The sequence below is a fragment of the Variovorax sp. BGA-UO-ETr-C22 genome, assembly GCF_059567965.1.
Window position 1 is genome coordinate 498,222 of record NZ_JCAQPA010000007.1, and the last position, 22,961, is coordinate 521,182.

The following is a 22,961-nucleotide window of genomic DNA, read 5'->3' on the forward strand; positions in this document are numbered from 1 at the left end:
TGCCTGTGCGCCTTCTTCTTCACGCCACCTTCGGCCCCGCCCCGTGATCCCGCTGCTCGCGCCGATCTTCCAGGGCGAGTGGGCGCCCTACGGCGAAACGCTGGCCTGCGCCCCGCACCCGCCGCCCGACGCCGTGCGCGTGGCCGATCTGCTGGCCGACCCGCCGCGCCTGCTGGCGCTGCTGCGCCTGAAGGCGCGCACGCTGAACATGCCGGAGCGCGACCTGCGCGCGGTCGCCTCCGCCTGGAGCATGAACTACCTGCACGCGCTGCTGCCGCCCGTGGCCGCCGCGGCGAGCCTGCTGCAGCACGGTTTTCCCGTCACGCCCGAGCAGGTCTGGGTGTCGCTCGATGACGAAGACGGCGACCCGGAGTGCTTCCACATCGTCGAGCTCGGCACGCCGCGCCCCGGCACCGACACGGCGGCGCGCTACGACGTGCTGCTGTGGACGCACCTGGCGCCCCTCTTCGCGCGGCTGACGCAGCTCACGCGGCTGGCGCCCAAGATCCTCTGGGGCAACGCCGTGCGCTACCTCGAGCCGGTGCTGGAAGAAGGCCTGCGCATGAGCGGCCAGGTGCCCGCCGTGGCCGCCGACCTCGAGCACCTGCTGCACCGCCCGACCTGGCCGCAACCGGGCGGCGAGGCGCGCGACAACCCGATGTTCATGCCCGCGCGCCGCGGCGTGCGCGTGGCCGACCGCAGCGCGCCGCCCGTCACGCTGCACCGCCAGTGCTGCCTCTACTACCTCGTGCCGCGGCTGGGCTACTGCGGCGCGTGCCCGCTCTCGCCCGAGTTCGAACGGGAGCGCTGCGCAAGCACCGCCGACTAAACATCCGGCCGCAGCCCGCGTCTTCCTTCTGCATCCCACACATCGACCACACCCCGGAGGTTTTGCTTGACCGCCCACGACACTGCATGGCGCTTTCACGCGCATCCCGAAGGCCGGGTGCTGGACGTCCGGCTGGAAGGCACCGCGCTCAAGGTCACGCCGCTCGACGGCGACCGCCACGGCAGCACCTGGGCCCTGCGCGCGCAGCCCGGCACGCCGCGTCTCGAATGGCTGGGCGCCTGCGCGGGCGAGCCTGACGAAGCGCACCTGCTGGCGGCGATCGAGGCGGCCTTCCAGCGCCACCCAGCCGCGCGGCAGCTCGCGCTGCAGTCGCCGCTGCCGACCGGCACGCGGCTGGTGGACGCGGGCATCGTCACGCCGGCCGAGGGCGCGCTGCCCACGGTCGCGCGCGAGGCCTTCTGGCAATGGCCGCGCGCCTGGCTGCCGCAGCCGCGCGAGCCCTTCGCGCAGCGCTTCGTCGTCACGCAGGGCAAGCGCCATCCGCTGCGCCCCGCCAAGCCGCAGGGCACGGTGTACCGCCGCCACATCCCGTGGCTGGGTAAGACGCTCACGCTCGACACGGTCGACATCGAACGCGACCTGCCCGCCTTCCACCGTTGGATGAACGACCCCGTGGTCGCCCATTTCTGGGAAGAGGAAGGCGACCTCGCGCGCCACCGCCAGTACCTGGAAGGCATCGCGGCCGACCCGCGCGTGACCGGCCTCGTCGGCCGCTTCGACGGCGAGCCTTTTGGCTACTTCGAGGCCTACTGGGCCAAGGAAGACCGCATCGCGCCCTTCTACGACGCGGCCGACCACGACCGCGGCTGGCATGCGCTGGTGGGCGAGGCGCGCTTTCGCGGCAAGCCCTTTCTCACGGCCTGGATGCCGTCGGTGTCGCACTACCTGTTCCTGGACGACCCGCGCACGCAGCGCCTGGTGATCGAGCCGCGCGCCGACAACGAAAAAATGATCCGGAGCCTGGGCCGCTGCGGCTACGCCCATGTGAAGGAGTTCGACTTTCCGCACAAGCGCGCCCTGCTGGGCGTGCTGTGGCGCGAGCGTTTCTTCGGCGAGGCGCTGTGGATTCCGCGCGCCGACCCCACCGCCGCTTCGCCGGCCCCGGCTCGTCGACACGAGCCATCCCTGGAGGACATCCATGCAAATCCATGACCTGATCGGCGTCGGCTTCGGCCCGTCCAACATCGCGCTGGCCATCGCGCTCGACGAGAAGCGCCAGAAGGGCCACTTCGTCGATGCGCTGTTCATCGAGAAGCAGCCGGGCTTCGTCTGGCACCGCAACATGCTGCTGGACAACGCGCACATGCAGATCTCGTTCCTGAAGGACCTGGCCACGCTGCGCAATCCGTCCAGCCGCTTCACCTTCCTGAACTACCTGCACGAAAAGCAGCGCCTGCAGGACTTCATCAACCTCAAGACCTTCTTCCCGAGCCGCCACGAGTTCAACGACTACCTGGGCTGGGCCGCGGCGCAGTTCGAAGACCGCTGCGCCTACGGCGAGGCCGTGTTCGAGGTGGTGCCCGAGATGAAGGGCAACGAGGTCTCGCTGCTGCGCGTGCGTTCGCGCGACGCCAACGGCGCGGTGCGCGAGCGCCTGGCGCGCAACCTGGTGGTGAGCGTGGGCGGCGTGGCGAACATCCCGGCGCGCTTCCAGCCGCTGCGCGACGACGGCCGCGTGTTCCATTCGAGCACCTACCTGGAGGCCATTGCCCGCCACCCCGGCGCCGACCGCATCGCCATCGTGGGCGCGGGCCAGAGCGCGGCCGAGATCTTCATGGACCTGCAGTCGCACCCGGCGAAGCCGCAGGTCGACCTGATCATGCGGGCGCGCTCCATCAAGCCCTCGGACGACAGCCCGTTCGTGAACGAGATCTTCAACACCGACTTCACCGACTTCGTGTTCAACCGCTCGGTGAACGAGCGCGCCGAGCTGCTCGAGGAGTTCTGGCACACCAACTACGCCGCGCCCGACCTGGAGCTGATCCAGCAGATCTTCAACGTGTTCTACCGCCAGCGCGTGGCCGGCTCGACGCGCCACAGCTTCCTGCGGCGGCACGAGGTGTCGGCCGTGCGCGCCGCGCAGGACGGCATCCACCTGTCGCTGCACGACCTGAACACCGGCGCGCGCCACGACAAGGCCTACGACGCCGTGGTGCTCGCCACCGGCTACGCGCGCGACGCGCACCGCACGCTGCTGGCACCGCTGGCGCCCTACCTGGGCGATTTCTCGGTCGACCGCGACTACCGCGTGCAGGGCACGCCGGCGCTGCGCCCGGGCATCTTCCTGCAGGGCGCCTGCGAGACCAGCCACGGCCTGAGCGACACGCTGCTGTCGGTCACCGCCATCCGCTCCGACGAGATCGGGCAGGCGCTGCTGAACGCCACGCCGCGGCACACGGCGCAGGCGCCGCAGGCCCCCGCCGCGGAGCGCCCCGCCCACGCCGCGCCAGTGGTCTAGCCACGGAAACGCAAGGCTTCGGTGCTACACTCAATAAGAATAGTTCTTATTCACCCCATCCCCGGGGTCACCGAAGCCAGCGCCCTCGCCTCCTCTTCACCGGCGCGCACCAGCCATCGGCCCAGGGGTCCTTTGTCGATGCTTGCGAGAAGGCGACCGGATGCGCGACCTCGTCCAGGAACTTGTGTCTCACTACGCGGACTTGCGCCGGCAGCTCACGCGCGACCTGCGCGACCCGCACCATGCGGCCGACATCGCGCAGTCCAGCTTCGAGCGCGTGTACACGCACACCCTCGGCCTGCGTGACGGCGCCGCCATCGAGTCGCCGCGCGCCCTGCTGTTCCGCGTGGCGCGCAACCTGTGCATCGACGAAGCGCGCCACCGCAAGGTGGCGCAGGAGTGGGCCGTCTCGCATGCCGTCGTGGGCACGCACCTCACGGCCCCCTCGTCCGAATACGTCGTGGCCCAGCACCGCGTGCTGCGCCGCGTGGTGGAAACCATGGAGCAGCTGCCGCCGCGCCGGCGCGAGGTGTTCCTGCTGTTCCGCGCCTACGGCCATTCGCGCGCCGAGATCGCGCAGCGCCTGGGCATCACCGAGATGGCGGTTGCCAAGCACCTGCTGCGCGCCACCATCGACTGCTCGCGCGTGTTCGCCGAGCTGCGCCAGGAACTGATCGAGCCGCAGGCGGTGAACAGCCACGCCGGTTTCGACACCGCACTGGCCGAAGACTTTTCATGAGCCGTGCGGCCACAGCGGTCGTTCCGCGTGAACGGCTGATCGAACGCGCGCTCGCGCTCATCGTCGAGGACGAGATCGCGCCGCCGAGCCCGGCCGCCAACAGCGCCCGGCTCGCGCTCGACCAGTGGCGCACGCGCTCGCCCGAACACGCCGCCGCCGTGCGCGAGGCGCGCGAGCGCTGGAACGCCCTGGGCGGCATGGCCGACGACCTGCGCGCGCACTTCGACGAGCCCGTGCCCGCACCGGCCCCGCGCAACCCCTCGCGCCGCAAGATGCTGCTGTCGGTCGCCGGGCTGCTCGGCGCCGGCGTGGTCGCCGGGCGCGGCGTGCAGTGGTACTGGCAGCAGCCGTTGTTCCAGGCCGCGTATCGCACGCCGAACGCGCGGATGCTCAAGGTCACGCTGGCCGATGCCGCCGATGCCTCGGCCGGCAGCCGCCTCGACCTCGCGCCCCAGAGCGCCGTCGACGTCACGCTCTACCGCCGCCGCCGCATGATCGACATGGCGCGCGGCGAGGTCCGCTTCGACGTCGCCCCCGACGCCGAGCGGCCCTTCGTGGTGCGCACGCGCGAGGCGATCATCGAAGTGGTCGGCACCGCCTTCACCGTGCGCGACCGCGGCGGCCCGATCACCGTGGGCGTCGAGCACGGCCATGTGCGCGTGCAGGTGCTGCGCCACGCCGGCACCGAACGCAGCGGCGAAGTGGTCGACCTGCGCGCCGGCGACATGCTCGAGGTGCGCGACGGCCACGCCGACCCGGTGCGCCAGGCCGACACCGCCGCCCTCTCGGCCTGGCGCGACGGCTGGCTGGTGTTCGACAACACGCCGCTGGGCGACGCGCTGGCCGCGGTCAACAGCTACCGCAGCGCGCCCATCGTCGGCGCCGACGCCCGCATCGACGCGATGCGGCTCTCGGGGCGCTTTCGCACCAACGACTCGGCCGGCCTGCTCGACGCGCTGCCGGCCATCCTGCCGCTGGTGGCGGTGGCCCGGCCCGACGGCAGCGTGCGCCTGCAGGCGCGCTGACCCGGGCGTGCCCGCCGGCGCGCCGCTCCCTCTTTCCGCTCGTTTTTAGCCCCGCATCGACGCGGCGGCCGATGCCTTGTCACGGGCCTGTCTCTCTTTTTCGAGTTCAAACGTCTTACATCCAGAAGCACCCCGCATCCGATCGACGGCTGCGGCGCGCCCCCGTTTCATGCCGCACCGATTTATTTGTCTGGAGCCTTCACCCATGCGTTTCTCGCCTCGCCACCGACTCCTGAGCGCCGCGCTTGCCGCCGCCTTCGGAACCGCCCTTGCCAGCTGGAGCGGCCTTTCCGCCGCCCAGGGCGCCGACCAGCCCGCTGCACAGGCACGCGACATCAACGTCCCCGCCCAGCCGCTGGGCGCCGCGCTCAACGAGCTGTCGCGCCAGACCGGCGTGCAGGTGCTCGCCGCCGGTGACGTTGTCTCGGGCCTGGCCGCACCGGCCGTGTCGGGCCGCCTGAGCTTCCAGCAGGCGCTCGACCGCCTGCTGGCCGGCAGCGGCCTCGTGGCCGTGCGCAACGGCCCCACGCGCGTCACCATCCAGCGCCAATCTACGGCCGGCGCTTCCACGCTGCCGGCCGTGACCGTGGCCGCGCAGGCCGCCACCGACGGCACCACCGAAGGCACGGGCTCGTACACCACGCGCGCCGCCGCCGGTGCGACGCGCATGGACCTGTCGCTGCGCGAAACGCCGCAGTCGGTCAGCGTCATCGGCCGCCAGCAGATCGACGACCAGAACCTCGTCACCCTCGAAGACGTGCTGCGCCAGACGCCCGGCATCGTGGCCGACCGCAACGACGAGCGCGTGACCTTCTCCTCGCGCGGCTTCGCCCTGAGCACCATGATCGACGGCGTGCCCACGCTGGGCTTCAACAGCGTGGCCGGCGAGTCGAGCATGATCAGCACCGCCTTCTACGACCGCGTCGAGGTGATCCGCGGCGCGGCCGGCCTGCTCAACGGCGTGGGCTCGCCTGGCGGCGCCATCAACCTCGTGCGCAAGCGCCCGACCTCCGAATTCGCCGGTCACATCTCGGGCGGCATCGGCAGCTGGAGCCGCTACAACGCAGAGATCGACGTGGGCGGCCCCCTCAACGCCGACGGCACCGTGCGCGGCCGCTTCATGGCCTCGCGCACCGACGGCAAGAGCTTCATCGAGAACAAGAAGCGCAGCGAAGACGCGCTGTACGGCATTCTCGAAGTCGACCTCGCGGCGGGCTCGCGCCTGTCGGTGGGATTCGAGCACCAGAAGACCGCCATCGACGGCGCCAACTACGGCCAGAGCCCGCTGTTCTTCAGCAACGGCCAGCGCACCAACCTGCCGCGCTCATTCAACTCCAGCGCCCCGTGGAGCTACTGGGACATGTACAGCGACAAGCTGTTCGCCAACCTCGACCAGCGCCTGGGCGCGGGCTGGCAGCTGAAGGTGGACGCAAGCTACCTCAAGAGCAAGCGCGAGCGTGCCTCGGGTGACCTGAGCATCTACCGCGCGATCAACGCGCGCACCGGCGCCTCCACCATCGACATCCGCGAGAACCCCGCCGAAGGCGCCAACAAGGCCCTCGACGTGCACCTGAAGGGCCCGTTCGAGGCCTTCGGCCAGACGCACGAGGCCGTGGTGGGCATGAGCTACAACACCTACGACGCCACCGTGTACACGCGTGGCGCCGTGCCGCGCATGATCGACCGCCGGCCGCTGAACTTCTACCAGCTGCAGAGCTTCCCCGAGCCGACCTCCTTCTCGTACCCGCTGTACACGGCGCCGCTGAACACCACCGAGAAAGCCATCTACGCCTCGACCCGCCTGAAGCTGGCCGAGCCGCTGTCGCTCATCGTCGGCGCGCGCGGCACCTGGTACAAGTCCGATGCGTCCACGCTCGACTGGACCACCTGGCGGCGCACCGGCGTGAGTTCGATGCGCGAGAACGGCGTGGTCACGCCCTACCTGGGCGTGGTGTTCGACGTGAGCAAGGAACTCTCGCTGTACGGCAGCTACACCGACATCTTCCAGCCCAACACGGTGCGCGACCGCAACAACTCGCTCATCGCGCCGCAGCGCGGCAAGAACATCGAGCTGGGCCTGAAGGGCGAGCACTTCGGCGGCAAGCTCAACACCAGCGCCGCGATCTTCAAGACGCGCGAGACCAACCTGGCCGTGATCGACACCGGCGCCGGCTCGCTGCTGCCCGACGGCGGCATTCCGTACCGCGCGGTGCAGGGCGCCAAGAGCAAGGGCTTCGAGCTCACCGCCGCCGGCGAGGTGCTGCCGGGCCTGCAGATGCTCGCGGGCTACACCTACCACGCCAAGCGCGATGCCGACGGCGTGCTGCTGAACCCGCAGTACCCGCGCCGCCTGTTCCGGGTGGCCACCAGCTACCGCCTGCCGGGCGAGTGGAGCAAGCTCACCATCGGCGGCAGCGTGAGCTACCAGAGCGGCATCTACTACGACGAGTTCAACGAACTGGGCCGTGCCTCGCAAGGCGGCCTGACGCTGTTCGGCCTGATGGCGCGCTACGACATCAACAACCGCCTGAGCGCCTCGCTGCACATCGAGAACCTCGGCGACAAGCGCTACTACAACGGCCTGGGCGCCTACAACGGCTACACGCAAGGCAACCCGCGCAACGCCTGGCTGAAGCTCAGCTACAAGCTCTGACACGCACCAACGAACTGAAATAGGGCGGCACCGGCAGAAGGTGCCCTTGACGCACGACCCGGCTTCCGGGTCGTGCGTTTTTTTATGCCGAGGCCTCAGGCCGCGAGGGCTTCGGCCTCGCCCAGTCGCTCGGCCAGTTGCGTCAACAACACCGGGCTGCGCAGGATCGCGTGGTGGTCCTCGTCGAGCGCCGCGGCGCTCGCGAGGTCCGGCCGGCCCAGTTGCAGCGCCAGCGCGGCGCGGTCCGCCGCCGGGCGCCGTGCGATCCACCAGCACTCGGCGTGGCAACGCAGCGGCACGAGCGCCTCGGTCTCGATCGCCTTCAGCTGCTGGCTCACGAGGAAGATGCGGGCCAGCTCGTCGTCAGGCAGGTTCGCGTGCGCCGGCATCTCCAGTGCATCGCCACGGGCCTGCGCCTTGGCACGCGCCTGGGCAATCAGCGCTGCCACCGTCGCCTCGTCGCAGACGAAGTCGTCGATGTCGAGCAGCCCGTCGAGGCGCGCCGCCGGCCAGGCCGAGGCGACGAAGTCGGCGAAGTCGCGGCGGCCATCGTCGTCCACCGTCTGCAGGGGCGCGTCGGGCTCGGGCACGTAGGGATCGACCAGGCCGAGGAACGCCACGGCCTGCCCTTCTGCTTCGAGCCGCGCGGCCACGGCCGCCGCGAGCGCGCCGCCGAGCGACCAGCCCAGCAGGTGGTACGGCCCCTGCGGCTGCACGCCACGGAGCATGCGGGCGTAGTCATCGGCCATGCGCGCCAGCGACACGTCGCGGTGCGCGGGGTCGGCGAGCATGCGGCATGGCAGGCCGTACACGGTGCGCACGCCCTGCAGGCGGCGCGCCAGCGGCGCGTAGTCGTACACCGTGCCCAGCGCGGCGTGCAGGCAGAACAGCGGCGCCGCACCGGGCACCACGGCATTCAGCGCGACCAGCGGCGGCGCATCGGCACGCCCGCCCAGCAGCCCCGCGATGGTCGGCGCGCGCAGGAAGTCGTGCAGCTTCAGATCGAGCGCCGGCAGGCCCAGGCGCCGTGCCTGCGCCATCACCTTCAGGCTCAGCAGCGAATCGCCGCCGAGTTCGAAGAAGTTGTCGTCGCGGCCCACGCGTGCCACGCCCAGCACCTCGGACCAGATGCGCGCGAGCGCCTGCTCGGCGCTGCCGCGCGGCGCGTCGTAGCCGTCGCCGCCGGCGAACACCGGCGCCGGCAGCGCATGGCGATCGACCTTGCCGCTCATGTTGAGCGGCAGCGTGTCGAGCACGACGATGGCCGCCGGCACCATGTGCTCGGGCAGCAGCGCCGCGAGGCTGGCACGCAGCCGCGCCGGCTCGATGCGCTCGCCCGCCAGCGGCGACACATACGCCACCAGCCGTGCGCCGCCCGCGCCCTGGCTGGCGACGACCACGGCTTCGCGCACCTGCGGCAGCGCCAGCAGCTGCGCCTCGATCTCGCCGAGTTCGATGCGAAAGCCGCGGATCTTCACCTGATGGTCGATGCGCCCGAGGTACGCCATCTGCCCGTCGGCCTCCCAGCGCACGAGGTCGCCCGTGCGGTAGAGCCGACCGCCCGGCACGCCGAAAGGGTCGGCCACGAAGCGTTCCGCGCTCAGGCCCGTGCGCTGCAGGTAGCCGCGTGCCAGGCCGTCGCCGCCGAGGTACAGCTCGCCGGCCACGCCGGGCGGCACCTGGTTCATGGCGCCGTCGAGCACGTAGGCCGTGCGGTCGCCGACGAGGCGGCCGATGGGCATGTAGGCCGCGTCGAAACCCTCGCCCGGCGCGGCCTTGGCGATCATCGGCGTGATCACCGTCTCGGTCGGCCCATAGCCGTTGACGATGCGCGGTGGCTTCAGCACCGACTGCACCAGCGCGAAGCTGGTGCGCGGCATCGCCTCGCCGCCCACGGTGTAGGAGCGGATCGGCAGCCGGCTCGCGGCCTCGCCCATCAACTCGGCCATCTGGTGCAGGTAACCGGGCGTGAAGCAGGCGATGGTGATGCCGTGGCGGGCAATTTCGGCGCAGGTGCGCTCCACCGGCCAGACCTCTTCGTCGCGCGGCATCAACGCCGCGCCGAAGGCCAGCGGCACCCAGGTGCGCTCGTGCGCGCCGTCGAAGTTGATCGACGCGAACTGCAGCTCGCGGTCGTCCGGCGTCATGCCGTAGGCCTCGCCGATGGACTGCACGTGCATGGCCAGCGGGCCATGCGCCACGGCCACGCCCTTGGGCTTTCCGGTCGAGCCCGAGGTGTAGATCACATAGGCCAGATGGTCGCGGTGCACCGCCACGCCGGGGTCGTGTGACGGGCCGTTCGACAGATCGAGTGTGTCGAGCGTCAATGCCTTCACCTCGGGCATGCCGATGCGGCCGAGCACTGCGGCATCGTCGGCCAGCAGCAGCGCGACGCCGCTGTCTTCCACCATGTAGGCCAGGCGCTGCGGCGGGTACGCCGGGTCGAGCGGCACGTAGGCGCCACCCGCTTTCAGGATCGCGAGCAGCGCCACGACCATGTCGGCCGAGCGCCGCACCGCGAGGCCCACGCGCACTTCGGGCCGCACGCCCGCGCGCACGAGGTGGTGCGCCAGCCGGTTGGCGCGCGCGTCCAGCGCGGCGTAGCTCAGTGTGTGCTCGCCGAAGATCAGCGCCGTGGCATCGGGCCGCAGCGCGGCCTGGCGTGCCACCAGCACATGCACCGGCGCGGTGTCCTGGTACGCGGGCGTGTTCTCGCCCCAGGCCTGCAGGCGCTGCGCCTCGTCGGCGGTGTACAGGTCGAAGGCCGCGACCGGGTGCGTGGCCGCGTGCGTGAGGTCGTCCGCCACGCGGCGCACCGCGTCGTGCATGTACTGGCACACGCGCGCGGCACCGACCGATGCATCGACCTGCGCGGTCAGCGCGAAGCCGTCGGCGCGTTCGTTCACCGACAGCGCGAAGGCGTAGTTCGAGCGCTCCTGCGCACCGAGCGTCTCGATGCCTTCCCAGCCGCCGGCATCGGCACCGGCACCCGACTCGGGCGCCTCTGCCACATAGCGGTAGTTCAGCAGCGTCGAGAACAGCGGCGTGCCCTTGGGCAACGCGCTGCAACGCTGCGCGAGCGACAGGCTCGCGTGCTCGTGGTGCAGCAGGCCGGCCAGCGCGGCGTGGGTCTGGCGCACGCAGGCCAGCGCATGGCTGCGGCCCAGCGTCACGCGCAGCGGCAGCGTGTTGATCATCATGCCGAGCGCACGCCCCGCGCCCTCGCCGCCTGCGAGCCGGCCGAACAGCACGGTGCCGAACACCACGTCGTCCTTGCCCGTGGTCTTGGCCAGCACCAGCGCCCATGCCAGGTGGAACAGCGTGGCCGCGCTCACGCCGCTGCGCTGCGCCTGCGTGCGCACGGCCTGCGCCAGTGCCGCATCGAGTTCGAGGTGCGCTTCTTCCACGGCCGTGCCATCGCCGCGCGCATCGAACAGGTCGAAAGGCGCGGTCGGTTCGCGCACGTCGCCGAGCATGCGGCGAAAGAAAGTCTCCTGCTCGGCCACGTCGGCGCCGATCCGCGCCTGCGCGACGAAGCTGCGGAACGGTACGGGTGGGGGCAGCGCGTCGGCGCGGCCCTGCAGCAGCAGCGTGATCTCCTCGACCAGCAGGTCGCGCGAGACATGGTCGAGCGCCAGGTGGTGGCTTGGCAACTGCAACAGCCAGCCGCCGCCCGCCGCATCGTGCGCGGCGATGGCGCGCAGCATGGGCGCGCGGCGCACGTCGAGGCGGTAGTGGCCGGGGCGCACATGGGCTTCGAGTTGCGCGGCGACATCGCCCGCGGCGGCGTCGATAGCCAGCCATTCGATCTCGGCGGGTGCATGGCGGTGCACCACCTGCACCGGCTCCGCCAGCCCTTCCCACAGCACCGCCGTGCGCAGCATGTCGTGGCGCGCGATGACGCGGTTCAGGCAGTCCATGAACGCATGGAGCCGGGCCTCGCTGTCGAAGCGCATCTGCAGCGACTGCACATAGACGTCGCCCTCGGCCTGCATCAGGTGATGGAACAGCAGGCCTTCCTGCAGCGGCGCGAGCGGGTAGATGTCCTGGATGTTGGCCGCGCCGCCGGGCACAGCGGCCTCGATGCGGCGCAGCTGCGCGTCGTCGAGCGTCACCAGCGGCAGCATCTGCGGCGTGAGCCGCGTGCAGCCTTTGGGAATCGCGTTGTCGGGCACCACCGGCACCGGGCGCGGCGAGGCGCCGGCCTCCAGCGTGGCGCGCGCGAAGTCGGCAAAGCGCGGGTTCTGGAACAGCGTGCGCACCTGCGCGCCGAAGCCTTGGCGACGCAGCCGCTCGAGCAGCTGCATGGCCAGCAGCGAATGGCCGCCGAGTTCGAAGAAGTTTTCGTTGCGGCCCACGCGCGGCGCGCCGAGCACCTCGGCCCACACCGCCGCCATCGCCTCCTCGGCCGCGCCCTGCGGCGCTTCCCAACTGCCGGCTGTAGCAGCGAACACGGGCTCGGGCAACGCGGCGCGGTCGACCTTTCCGTTGGCGTTGAGCGGCAGCGCCGAGAGCACGGTGATCGCCGACGGCACCATGTACTCGGGCAGCACCTGTGCCAGCCCGTCGCGCAGCGTGAAGGCCTCGACCGGGCGTTGCGCGTCGAGGCTCGACACGTAGGCCAGCAGCAGCGCCCCGCCTGCACGCTCGCGCGCGACCACCACGGCCTCGCGCACGCCGGGCTGCGCGCGCAGCCGCGCCTCGACCTCGCCGAGCTCGATGCGGAAACCGCGCACCTTCACCTGGTGATCCAGCCGCCCCAGGTACTCGAGCTGCCCGTCGGCGCGCCAGCGCACGAGGTCGCCGGTGCGGTACAGGCGCCCGCCCTTCGCATCGAAGGGGTCGGCCACGAAGCGCTCGGCGCTCAGGCCGGCGCGGTTCAGGTAGCCGCGCGCCAGGCCCGCGCCGCCCAGGTACAGCTCGCCGGCCATGCCGGGCGGCACCAGGTTCATGTCGGTGTCGAGCACCACGGCGCGGCGGTCGCCCACGGGCGCGCCGATGGGCAGGTAGGCGGCGTCGAAAGCAGTGCCGGCATAGGCCTTGGCGATGGTCGGCGTGATCACCGTCTCGGTCGGGCCGTAGCCGTTGATGAGGCGCGGCGGCTGCAGCGTCTGCATCACGCGCTCGCAAGCCACGCGGCCCATGGCCTCGCCGCCGACGGTGTACGAACGCAGCGTGGGCACGCGCCCTTCCTCGCCGAGTTCGTCGGCCATCTGCTGCAGGTAGCCCGGCGTGAAGCACGCGACGGTGATGCCGTGGCGCTGCATCTCCTCGCGGCTGCGGTGCACGGTCCACAGCTCCTGGCTGCGCGGCATCAGCGTGGCGCCGAAGGCCAGCGGCGTCCAGATGCGCTCGTGCGCGCCGTCGAAGTTGATCGATGCGAACTGCAGCTCGCGGTCTTCGGGCGTCATGCCGTAGGCGCGGCCGATGGTCTGGATGTGCATGCTCAGCGGGCCATGCGCCACGGCCACGCCCTTGGGCTGGCCGGTGGAGCCCGAGGTGTAGATCACGTAGGCCAGGTGCCCCGGATGCACCGCGACATCGGGTACGTCTTCGGGCCCGCTGTCGAGCACGCCGCCGTCGAGCAGCAGCGCGGGCAGCGCCTGCATCGACGCGCCCAGCCGCTCGCGCAGACGCGCCTGCGTGAGCAGCAGCCGCACGCCGCTGTCGGTCGCCATGAAATCGAGCCGCTCGGACGGGTAGTCGGGGTCGAGCGGCACATAGGCCGCGCCCGCCTTCAGCACGCCGAGCAGCGCCACCACCATCTCGGGCGAGCGCTCCACCGCGAGGCCGATGCGGTCCTCGGGCTGCACGCCCTGCGCGATGAGTGCATGGGCGAGCCGGTTGGCGCGCACGTCGAGCTCGCGGAAGCGCATCGGCACGCCGTCGACGATCAGCGCCGTGGCCTCGGGCCGCAGCGCGGCCTGGCGCTCGACGAGCCGGTGCACGGGCACCTCGTCCCAGGCGGTGTCCCGGCCCTCGCCCCATTCGCGCAGCTGGGCGTGTTCCTGCGGGCCGAGCAGCGCCACCTCGCGCAGCGTGCGCGAAGGGTCGTCGGCCAGCTGGCGCAGCACCGCGACGTAGTGCGCGGCCATGCGCTCGATGGTGGCGGGCTCGAAGATCGCGCGGGCGTAGGTGAAGCTCAGGCCGAGCGTGCCGTCGGCCTGCTCCAGCGTGTCGAGCGCGAGTTCGAAAGGCGCCGCCTGTTCATCGAGTTCGCAGGGTTCGATGCGCAGGCCTTCAAGCCGGTCGAGCGCGCCCAGGTCCTGCTGCCGGTGGTTGAAGATCACCTGGAACAGTGGCGGGTGGCTCAGGCTGCGCTCGGGCTGCAGCGCCTCGACCAGCTGTTCGAACGGCAGGTCCTGGTGCGCCTGCGCGCCCAGCGCCGCGTCGCGTGCCTGCGCCAGCGCCTGGGCCAGCGTGGTGTGGCCGGCCAGCTCGGCGCGCAGCACCTGCGTGTTGACGAACAGGCCGAGGATGCCGGCCGTCTCGGGCCGGTCGCGGTTGGCCACGGGCACGCCGAGCCGGATGTCGCCCTGGCCCGTGTAGCGGTGCAGCAGCGCCTGGAAGCCGGCCAGCAGCACCATGAAGAGCGTCGCGCCTTCGGCGCTCGCGCGGCGGCGCAGCGCCTGCGTCAGTTCGCCCGGCAGGTCGAGCCGATGGCGCGCGGCCAGGTACGGCCCCTGCGGCGGACGCGCGCGGTCGGCAGGCAATTGCAACAGCGGCTGCTCCCCGCCGAGCCGTTCGGTCCAGTAGGCGAGCTGGCGTTCGCCCTCGCCCGCTTCGAGCCAGTGGCGCTGCCAGGCCGCGTAGTCGGCGTACTGCAGCGCCGGCGCGGGCGGCACGGCGGCGTCGTTCCCTTGACGGTGCGCCTGGTACAGCGCGCCGAAGTCGTCGACCAGCAGCTGCATCGACCAGCCATCGGACACGATGTGGTGCATCACCAGCACCAGCAGCTGCGCGGTCTCGCCGGTGCGCAGCAGGCCCACGCGCAGCAACGGGCCGTTCGCCAGGTCGAAGGGCGTGCGCACGAGGCGCGCAGCCTCGTCGCGCACCTGCGCGGGGTGGGCGCGCAGATCGGCTTCGCGCAGGTCGAGCACCGCCTCGGGCGACACCGTCTGCTGGGGCACGCCGTCGTCGCTCACGCCGAAGCGCGTGCGCAGCGACGGATGCCTCGCCACCAGCGCCTGCAGGCTCGCGCGCAGCGCCGCTTGGTCGAGCGCGCCGTGCAGCGTGAGCGCGGCCGTGATGTGCTGCGCGGTGCTTTCGGGGTCCATCTGCCAGAGGAACCACTGGCGCGCCTGCGCATACGACGCAGGCCTCGGCGCGCCCGGCACGGCGGCCGGGTCGGGCACGATCGGCAGGCGGCCGAAGTCGATGCCCTGCGCACGCAACGCGGCGATGAATTCCTTCTGCCGCGCCGGCGGCAAACCCGCCAGCCGTTGGGCAATGGCCCTACTGCGTTCGCTACTGCTCACTCAACCCCCCAGACTTTCCAACAATGCATCCATGCGATCGAGATCGCTCTCGGCCTGCGCGGCCTGCTGCGCCTGCGCCGGCCCTTGCGCGTCGAGCGCCTGCGCGCACGCCGCCAGGTCGGGCAGCTCGAAGTAGCGCTGCAGCGGCAGGTCGATGCCCATCTGCGCCTTGACCTGCTGGCGCAGCTTGAGCACCGCGAGCGAATGCCCGCCGAGCTCGAAGAAGTTGTCGCCGCGTCCCACGCGCGACAGCCCCAGCACCTGCGCCCACAGACCCGCCAGCGCGGTTTCGGTGGCGCCCTGCGGCGGCACGTGGGCGCGCTGCTCCGCCGCTTCGGGCGGTGGCAGCGCCTGCCGGTCGACCTTGCCGTTGGCGTTCAGCGGCAGCCCCTGCGGCATCGCCACGATGACGCTCGGCACCATGTAGTCGGGCAACGCCGCCGCCAGCCCCGCACGCAGCGCCGCGGGCCGCAGCGACTGGCCTTCAGCGCCGGCCGCATAGGCCACCAGGCGCGCGCCGCCCGGCCCTTCCTGCGCCAGCACCAGGGCCTGTCGCACACCGGGCTGCGCGAGCAGCTGCGACTCGACCTCGCCGAGTTCGATGCGGAAGCCCCGCACCTTCACCTGGTGGTCGAGCCGGCCGAGGTACTCGAGCTGGCCGTCATCGCGCCAGCGCACGAGGTCGCCGGTGCGGTAGAGCCGCCCGCCGTTCGCATCGAACGGGTCGGCGACAAAGCGCTGCGCCGTCAGGCCGGCGCGGTGCAGGTAGCCGCGCGCCAGCACCTCGGCGCCCACGCACAGCTCGCCGGCCACGCCGACAGGCACGGGGTTCAGTTGCGCGTCGAGCACACGCAGCCGCGCGCTCGATGCGGGCGTGCCGATGGGCGGCAGGTCTTCGTCGCCTGCGCCGTCGAGCACGAACTCGCTCACCACGTGCGTCTCGGTCGGCCCGTACTGGTTGATGAGCCGGCACTGCGATTCGCGCGCCAGCCACTCGGCCAGCGCGGGCGTGCGCTTGAGCTGCTCGCCCGCCGTGAGGATCTGGCGCAGCGCCGGCAGCCGGCGGCCCGAGGCCAGCGACTGCTCGGCGAAATGCTGCAGCACCGAGAAGGTGAGGAACATGCGTTCGACGCCTTCTCCGTGCACCAACGCCTCGAGCGCATCGAGGTCGAGCCGCTGCGCGTCGGTGGTCTGCACGAGGCAGCCGCCGCCGGCCAGCCCGCTGACCATTTCCTGGAACGCCACGTCGAAGCACGGCGAGGCGAACAGCAACGTGCGGCTCGCACCCGGCAGGCGTTGCAGCTGCCACGCAATGAGGCGCGCGACCGCGTCGTGGCGCATCGCCACGCCCTTGGGGCGGCCGGTGGAGCCCGAGGTGTAGAGCACGTAGGCCAGCTGCTCGCCATGCACCGGCACCGCCGGGTCGTGATCGGGCCAGGCGGCCATGCCGTCGTCGGTTGCGTCGAGGTCGAAGGCCAGCCGCTGCACGCTCGCTGCGTCGGGCAGGCGTGGCATCAGCGCGCGGCGCGTGAGCAGCAGCGAGGCGCCGCTGTCCTCGACCATGTAGGCCAGCCGCTCGGTCGGGAACGCCGGGTCGAGCGGCACGTACGCGCCGCCGGCCTTGAGCACGGCGAGCAGGCCGACGACGGTCTCGGCCGAGCGATCGACGGCGATCGCGACCGGCATGTCGGGCCGCACGCCCTGCGCGATCAGCCGGTGCGCCCAACGGTTGGCGAGGCGATTGAGTTCGGCGTAGGTGAGGCGATGCTCGGCCGTGACGAGTGCCAGTGCATCGGGGTTCGCCTTCGCCTGCTGTTCGATGAGGTGGTGAACGGGCACGACCGCTTCCGGCTTGAACGCACCACGCGACCAAAGCGACAACCGCTCGCGCTCGACCGCATCGGCCAACGTCAGCTGGCCCACGGCCGGCGCCGCATCGCCAGCCAACGCCAGCAGCGCCGCACGCAACTGGCCCACGAGCGCCGCGGCCTGCGCCTCGTCGCACGCGTCGAGCGCATGCACGAGGTCGATGTGCAGCGCCGCATCGTCATGCACCATCAGCGTCAGCGGGTACGAGGTTTCTTCCTTCGTATGCACCGCGCCGAAGCTCAGGCCAGCCGCAGCGTCGCCTCGCAAGACCGCATCCACCGGGTAGTTCTCGAACACCACCAGCGTGTCGAACAGACCCTGTCCGCCCAGCCCGGCCCAGGCCTGGATCTCGTGCAGAGGCGTGTGCTCGTGTTCACGCGACGCGACCTGCGCCGCCTGCAGTTCGCGCAGCCAGTCGCCCACGGGCTGGCCGGGGCGCAGGTGCGCGACCACGGGCAGCGTGTTGATGAACAGGCCCAGCATGCGCTCGGCACCCGGCATCTCGGCGTTGCGGCCGGCGACGGTGGCGCCGAACACGACGGTGCCGGTGCGCGTGCGCTGGCCCAGCAGCAGCGCCCAGGCGGCCTGCACGAAGGTGTTGAGCGTGACGTGCGCGGCGCGCGCGGCCTCGCGCACGCCGCGCGTGGCGTCGGTGTCGAAGGCCAGGCGCTGGCGGGCCTTGCCCGGGCGCGGCGCGACAGGCGACACCAGCGCCGTGGCAAGGCGCGTCGGCTCCTCCACATCGGCCAGCACGCTGCGCCAGTGCGCCTCGCCGGCTTGTGCGTCGCGCGCCGCGAGCCACGCGATGTGGTCGCGGAAGCGTCCAGGTGCGGGCTCACCCGCCTGCCCCGCGTAGCTGCGCAGCACCTCGGCCAGCAGCTGGGCCACGCTCCAGCCGTCGAGCAGCAGGTGGTGATAAGTCCAGACGAGGTGATGGCGCTGCGCCTGCGTGCGGGCCAGCGCGATGCGCATCAGCGGCGGGCGCGCGAGGTCGAAGCCGCTCGCGCGCTGCGACGCGGCCAGCCGCGCCAGTGCAGCTGGCACATCGACGCTCTCGCGCAGGTCTTGCATCACCCACGGCATCTCGGTACTGCGCGCCACCCATTGCAGCGGCGTGGCGCCGTCGGCCAGGAAGCCGCTGCGCAGGATCTCGTGGCGCGCCAGCACGCGCTGCCATGCGGCGCGGAAACGCTCGGCATCGAGGCCGTCGATGTCCATGCACAGCTGGTTGACGTAGGCCTCTCCTTGCGCGTCGGCCAGGCTGTGGAACAGCATGCCCGACTGCATCGGCGACAGCGGATAGAGGTCTTCGAGCTGTGCCACGGGCAGCGGCAGCGCGTCGAGCTGCGCGGCGTCGAGCCCGGCCAGCGGGAAGTCCGACGGCGTGACGCCGCAAGCGCCCGAGGTGCAGTGCGCGATCAGCGCTTCGAGCTCGTCGCCGAAGCGGTTCACCCAGCCTTGCACGTCCTCCTGCGCATGCCGCGCCGCGCTGAAGTCCACCGTCAGCTGCAGCGCACCGTCGCGCACCTGTGCGTTGACGCTGAATTCGTGCAGCAGCGGCGCGCTCGCCGCGACGGGCTCGCCCGCGTCTTCGGTCGCGAGCGACCATGCGGCCTCGGGCGCACCATCGACCTGCCCCAGGTAGTTGAAGACCAGCTGCGGACGCGGCAACGCGCGCAGCGCCTGCTGCTGTGCGTCCGTGCCCAGGTGCCTCAGCACGCCATGGCCGAGCCCGCGTTGCGGCACGCGGCGCAGGTCTTCCTTCACGCGCTTGATCGCGTCGCCCCACGCGCCCAGCGGATCGAGCCGCACGGGGAACAGGCTGGTGAACCAGCCCGTGGTGCGCGACAGGTCGAGTGCCTTCTGCGCCGGGAGGACGTCTTCGCGGCCGTGGCCTTCGAGCAGGATCGCGAGCTGCGCGTGCCCGCTCCAGCCGCACAGCGCGCGCCCGAGCGCGGTGAGCAGCAGGTCGTTGACCTGCGTGCGGTAGGCGGCCGGTGCCGTCTTGAGCAACGCCTGCGTGCGCGCGCGGTCGAGCTGCCACGCGATGCTGGCGCGGCGCGCCACGGTGTTCACGCCCTCGGGCCGCGCGCAGGGCAGCGCGACCGGCACGTCGGCGAAGGCCTGCCAGTGCGCGAGTTCGCCGTCCATCGCGGCGGCCTGGCCCTGCAGCTCACGCGCCCAGGCCTGCAAGCTGGCGCTCTTCGGCGGCAGCACGACCGGCCGGCCGTCGCGGCACTGCGCGTACGCGGTGGCCAGGTCGTCGAGCACGATGCGCCACGACACGCCATCGACCACGAGGTGGTGCGCCGCCAGCAGCAGGCGCCAGTCGCCGCCGGGCAGGCGGATGACCAGCGGACGCAGCAGCGGCCCGTGCGCGAGGTCGAGGCTGCGCTGCGCCTCGTCGCACAGCGCGGTGATCTGCGCGGGGTTCGCTGCATCGCGCACCCAGAGCCATTCTTCGCGCCAGCGCGTCGGCAGGGCCTCGTAGGCCTGTCGCCAGCAGCCATCGGCCGCGCGATGGAAGCGCAAGCGGAAGGCGTCGTGGTGCTGCACCACAGCCGCCAGCGCGGCTTCGAGCGCGGGCACCGCCAACGGCTCGCGGCCTTGCAGCAGCAGCGACTGGTTCCAGTGATGGCGCTCGGGCATGTCAGCCTCGAAGAACGCGGCCTGGAACGGCAGCAGCGGCACCTCGCCTTCGGCTGCGGTCTCCTGGGCCTGCACCGCCGCGCCCACGGGCTCGGCCACGGCCGCCTGCCCGGCGACGGTCTGGCGCTCGAACATCTGGCGCGGCGTGAGCTTCCAGCCCGCCGTGCGCAGCCGCGACACGATCTGCAGGCTCAGGATCGAATCGCCGCCGAGTTCGAAGAAGTTGTCCTGCCGACCCACGCGCGGAAGGCCGAGCACCTCGGCCCAGACCGTGGCGAGCGCCTGTTCGACCACGCCCTCGGGCGCCTCGTAGGCCTGCGCCCCGCTGCGTTCGGGCCTGGGCAGCGACTTGCGGTCGATCTTGCCGTTGGGGTTGAGCGGCAGGGCCGGCAGCACGCACAGCTGCGCCGGCACCATGTACTCGGGCAGCACCTCGGCCAGGCGCGCCTTGAGCACGGCCGCGTCCACCGCCGCACCGGGCTGCGGTGACACGTAGCCGACCAGCCGCGTGCCACCCGGTCCTTCGTCGGCCACCACCACGGCCTCGCGCACCTGCGGCTGCGCCAGCAGCTGCGCCTCGATCTCGCCGAGCTCGATGCGGAAGCCCCGCACCTTCACCTGGTGGTCGATGCGACCCAGGTAGGCCAGCTGGCCGTCGTCGCGCCAGCGCACGAGGTCGCCCGTGCGGTACAGGCGCTCGCCGGTGTCGCTGAACGGGTCGGCGACGAAGCGCTCGGCCGTGAGGCCCAGCCGGTGCAGGTAGCCGCGCGCCAGGCCGATGCCGCCCAGGTACAGCTCGCCGCCCACGCCCGGCGGCACCGGGTTCAGGCCCGCGTCGAGCACGTAGGTCTTGCAGCCCGCGATGGGGCGGCCGATGGCGACGTGGTTCAGCCCGTCGGCGCGGCAGGTCCAGTGCGTCACGTCGATGGCCGCCTCGGTCGGGCCGTAGAGGTTGTACAGCCCCGCGCCCGGCAGGCGCTCGAACACCTTCGCCTGCGCCTCGGCCGGCAGCGCCTCGCCGCTGCAGACGATGCGCCGCAGGCTGGTGCAGGCCTCGATGCCGTCGTGCGCCAGGAAGGCCTGCAGCATCGAGGGAACGAAATGCAATGTGGTCACGCCGTGCGTGCGGATCAGCTCGACCAGGCGTGCCGGCTCGCGGTGGTCGCCGGGCGCGGCCACGACGAGGCGCGCGCCCTGCATCAGCGGCCAGAAAAATTCCCACACCGACACGTCGAAGCCGAAGGGCGTCTTCTGCAGCACGGTGTCGGCGTCGCCCAGCGCGTAGGCGTCCTGCATCCAGGCCAGGCGGTTGTAGAGCGCGTTGTGGCGGTTGGCCGCGCCCTTGGGGCGGCCCGTGGAGCCCGAGGTGAAGATCACATAGGCGAGGTTCTCGCCATGCAATGCGACCTGCGGGCACGCGGTGGATTCGCCGGACAGGTCGAGTGCATCCAGCGCCAGCATTTGCACATGCGCCGCCACCGGCAGCGCCTCGCGCAAGTGCGACTGCGTGAGCAGCAGCGCCACACCGCTGTCTTCCAGCATGTAGGCGATGCGCTCGCGCGGCAGCTCGGGGTCGATGGGCACATACGCGCCGCCGGCCTTCAGGATCGCCAGCAGCCCCACGACCATCTCGAGGCTGCGCTCGGCGGCGATCCCCACGGGCATGTCGGGCCGTACGCCCAGGCCGATCAAGCGATGCGCGAGCGCGTTGGCGCGCGCGTCGAGTTCGCCGTAGCGCAGCACCGTGTCGCCGAACACCAGCGCGACCGCCTCGGGCCGCTCGCGCGCCTGCGCTTCAATCAGCCGGTGCACGGGCTGCGTGTACGTGCGGTGCGGCAGGTTCTCGCTCCAGCCGCGCAGCCGCGCCTCGTCGTCCGCATCGGTGAGCACGAGGTTCGCGAGCACGCGGTCGGGGTCGTCCGACATCGCCTGCAGCACGCGCTGGTAGGCGCGCACCAGGCGCTGCGCGGTCGCGGCATCGAACAGGTCGGTGTTGTATTCGAGCCGCCCGCGCACGCTTCGCGGGTCGATGTAGAAGTCCAGCGACAGGTCGAACTTGGCGCCCGCGTCATCGAACTCTTGCAGCTCGACGCGCACGCCCGCGAAGTCGAGCGCGACGGCCTCGCCCGCCATCTGCACGCCGAACATGGCCTGGAACAGCGGGCTGCGCGCGGGGTCGCGGCGGTCCTTGCGGCTGGCCAGCAGCACCTCGAACGGCAGGTCGGCATGGTCGAGCGCGGCCAGCGCGTCGGCGCGCACCTGGCGGCACACCTCGCGCAGCGTGCGCCGGGGCGCGAGCCGCGCGCGGAACACCTGGGTCGTGATGAAGAAGCCCAGCAGGTCCTGCACCTCCTCGCGGTGACGGCCGGCATTGGGCACGCCGATGGCGAAATCGTCCTGCCCGCTGCAGCGCGACAGCAGCACCTGCCAGGCCGCGAGCAGCACGACAAACGGCGTGCAGCGTTCGGCGCGGCAGAAGGTCTGCAGCGCCGCCGCCAACGCCGGCGGCAGCTCGAAGCCGAGCGCGGTGCCGGCGAAGGTCTGCTGCGCGGGGCGGGCACGGTCGGTCGGCAGATCGAGCGAGGGCACCTCGTCGCCGAGGTGGCGGTTCCAGTGCGCGAGCTGCGGCGCGAGCGCCCCGCCCTGCACGCGGGCACGCTGCCACATGGCAAAGTCGGCGTACTGAACGGGCAGCGACGGCAACTGCACCGGGCCGTCGCTGCGCAGCGCCAGCGCGTAGGCCGCGCCGAGGTCGCGCGCCAGGATCGGGTTCGACCAGGCGTCGGAGACGATGTGGTGCAGGCAGACGGTCAGCACATGCCGGTCGTCGGCCAGCTTTGCGAGTCGCGCCACCAGCGCGGGTGCGCGGCCCAGGTCGAACACATGCGTCGCGGTGCGGCGCACGAGCGCGTCGACGGCGGCCTGCTGCGCGTCAGCGCCCTGGTCCGAGAGGTCGATGCGCTCCAGCGCGAACGGCACCTCGGCCTGCACCACCTGCATCGGCACGCCGTCGTGTTCGACAAAGTGCGTGCGAAGGATCGCGTGGCGCGCAATGACCGCCTGGAACGCACGTTCCAGCGCATCGGCGTCGAGCGCGCCGCTCAGCCGGAACACACGCGGCAGGTTATAGGCCGTGAGCCCGGGCTCGAGCTTCTGCAGGAAGCACAGCTGCTCCTGCGCATACGACAGCGGCACCGCCTGGCCGTCGTGCACGGTGCGGGTGATCTCGTCCATGGCGAT

The 22,961-nt window shown here is 71.8% G+C and carries 8 protein-coding genes; 6 read left to right on the forward strand and 2 right to left on the reverse strand.

Going from position 1 to position 22,961, the window contains the following annotated elements:
• The first annotated feature begins 43 nt into the window (after positions 1 to 43).
• The 6 genes from fhuF to AC57B8_RS06305 all read left to right on the forward strand — a co-directional run bounded on the left by fhuF (position 44) and on the right by AC57B8_RS06305 (position 7,725).
• Positions 44 to 829: a siderophore-iron reductase FhuF gene (fhuF, locus tag AC57B8_RS06280; RefSeq protein WP_496478984.1), complete on the forward strand. Its 786-nt coding sequence runs from the start codon at positions 44 to 46 to the stop codon at positions 827 to 829.
• A gap of 66 nt (positions 830 to 895) precedes the next feature.
• Positions 896 to 2,002, forward strand: a complete 1,107-nt coding sequence (locus tag AC57B8_RS06285) for a GNAT family N-acetyltransferase (RefSeq protein ID WP_496478985.1) — start codon at positions 896 to 898, stop codon at positions 2,000 to 2,002.
• A complete protein-coding gene (locus AC57B8_RS06290) occupies positions 1,989 to 3,308 on the forward strand; it encodes a lysine N(6)-hydroxylase/L-ornithine N(5)-oxygenase family protein (RefSeq protein ID WP_070062440.1) in 1,320 nt (439 codons plus the stop codon). The genes AC57B8_RS06285 and AC57B8_RS06290 overlap by 14 nt, the downstream gene beginning before the upstream one ends.
• A gap of 160 nt (positions 3,309 to 3,468) precedes the next feature.
• Positions 3,469 to 4,047, forward strand: coding sequence for an RNA polymerase sigma factor (locus tag AC57B8_RS06295; protein WP_159275880.1), 579 nt, complete (start codon positions 3,469 to 3,471; stop codon positions 4,045 to 4,047).
• Positions 4,044 to 5,072 (forward strand): FecR family protein, encoded by a 1,029-nt coding sequence (locus AC57B8_RS06300; RefSeq protein ID WP_496478986.1) that lies wholly within the window; start codon positions 4,044 to 4,046, stop codon positions 5,070 to 5,072. Before AC57B8_RS06295 ends, AC57B8_RS06300 begins: the two co-directional genes overlap by 4 nt.
• A 205-nt stretch (positions 5,073 to 5,277) precedes the next feature.
• A complete protein-coding gene (locus AC57B8_RS06305) occupies positions 5,278 to 7,725 on the forward strand; it encodes a TonB-dependent siderophore receptor (RefSeq protein ID WP_496478987.1) in 2,448 nt (815 codons plus the stop codon).
• A 95-nt stretch (positions 7,726 to 7,820) separates the two neighbouring features.
• On the opposite strand, the gene AC57B8_RS06310 is transcribed toward AC57B8_RS06305, so the two are convergent.
• Complete coding sequence (locus tag AC57B8_RS06310) at positions 7,821 to 15,203, reverse strand: amino acid adenylation domain-containing protein (RefSeq protein WP_496478988.1); 7,383 nt, start codon at positions 15,201 to 15,203, stop codon at positions 7,821 to 7,823.
• Entirely contained in the window at positions 15,204 to 22,955 is a 7,752-nt protein-coding gene (locus AC57B8_RS06315; RefSeq protein ID WP_496478989.1) for an amino acid adenylation domain-containing protein, read from the reverse strand.
• Positions 22,956 to 22,961: the final 6 nt, after the last annotated feature.

Excerpts from the sequence above, each read along its gene's own strand:
- AC57B8_RS06290 (WP_070062440.1), top strand. The coding sequence starts at position 1,989 with ATGCAAATCCATGACCTGATCGGCGTCGGCTTCGGCCCGTCCAACATC.
- AC57B8_RS06295 (WP_159275880.1), top strand. The coding sequence starts at position 3,469 with ATGCGCGACCTCGTCCAGGAACTTGTGTCTCACTACGCGGACTTGCGC.
- AC57B8_RS06300 (WP_496478986.1), top strand. The coding sequence starts at position 4,044 with ATGAGCCGTGCGGCCACAGCGGTCGTTCCGCGTGAACGGCTGATCGAA.
- AC57B8_RS06305 (WP_496478987.1), top strand. The coding sequence starts at position 5,278 with ATGCGTTTCTCGCCTCGCCACCGACTCCTGAGCGCCGCGCTTGCCGCC.
- AC57B8_RS06315 (WP_496478989.1), bottom strand. The coding sequence starts at position 22,955 with ATGGACGAGATCACCCGCACCGTGCACGACGGCCAGGCGGTGCCGCTG.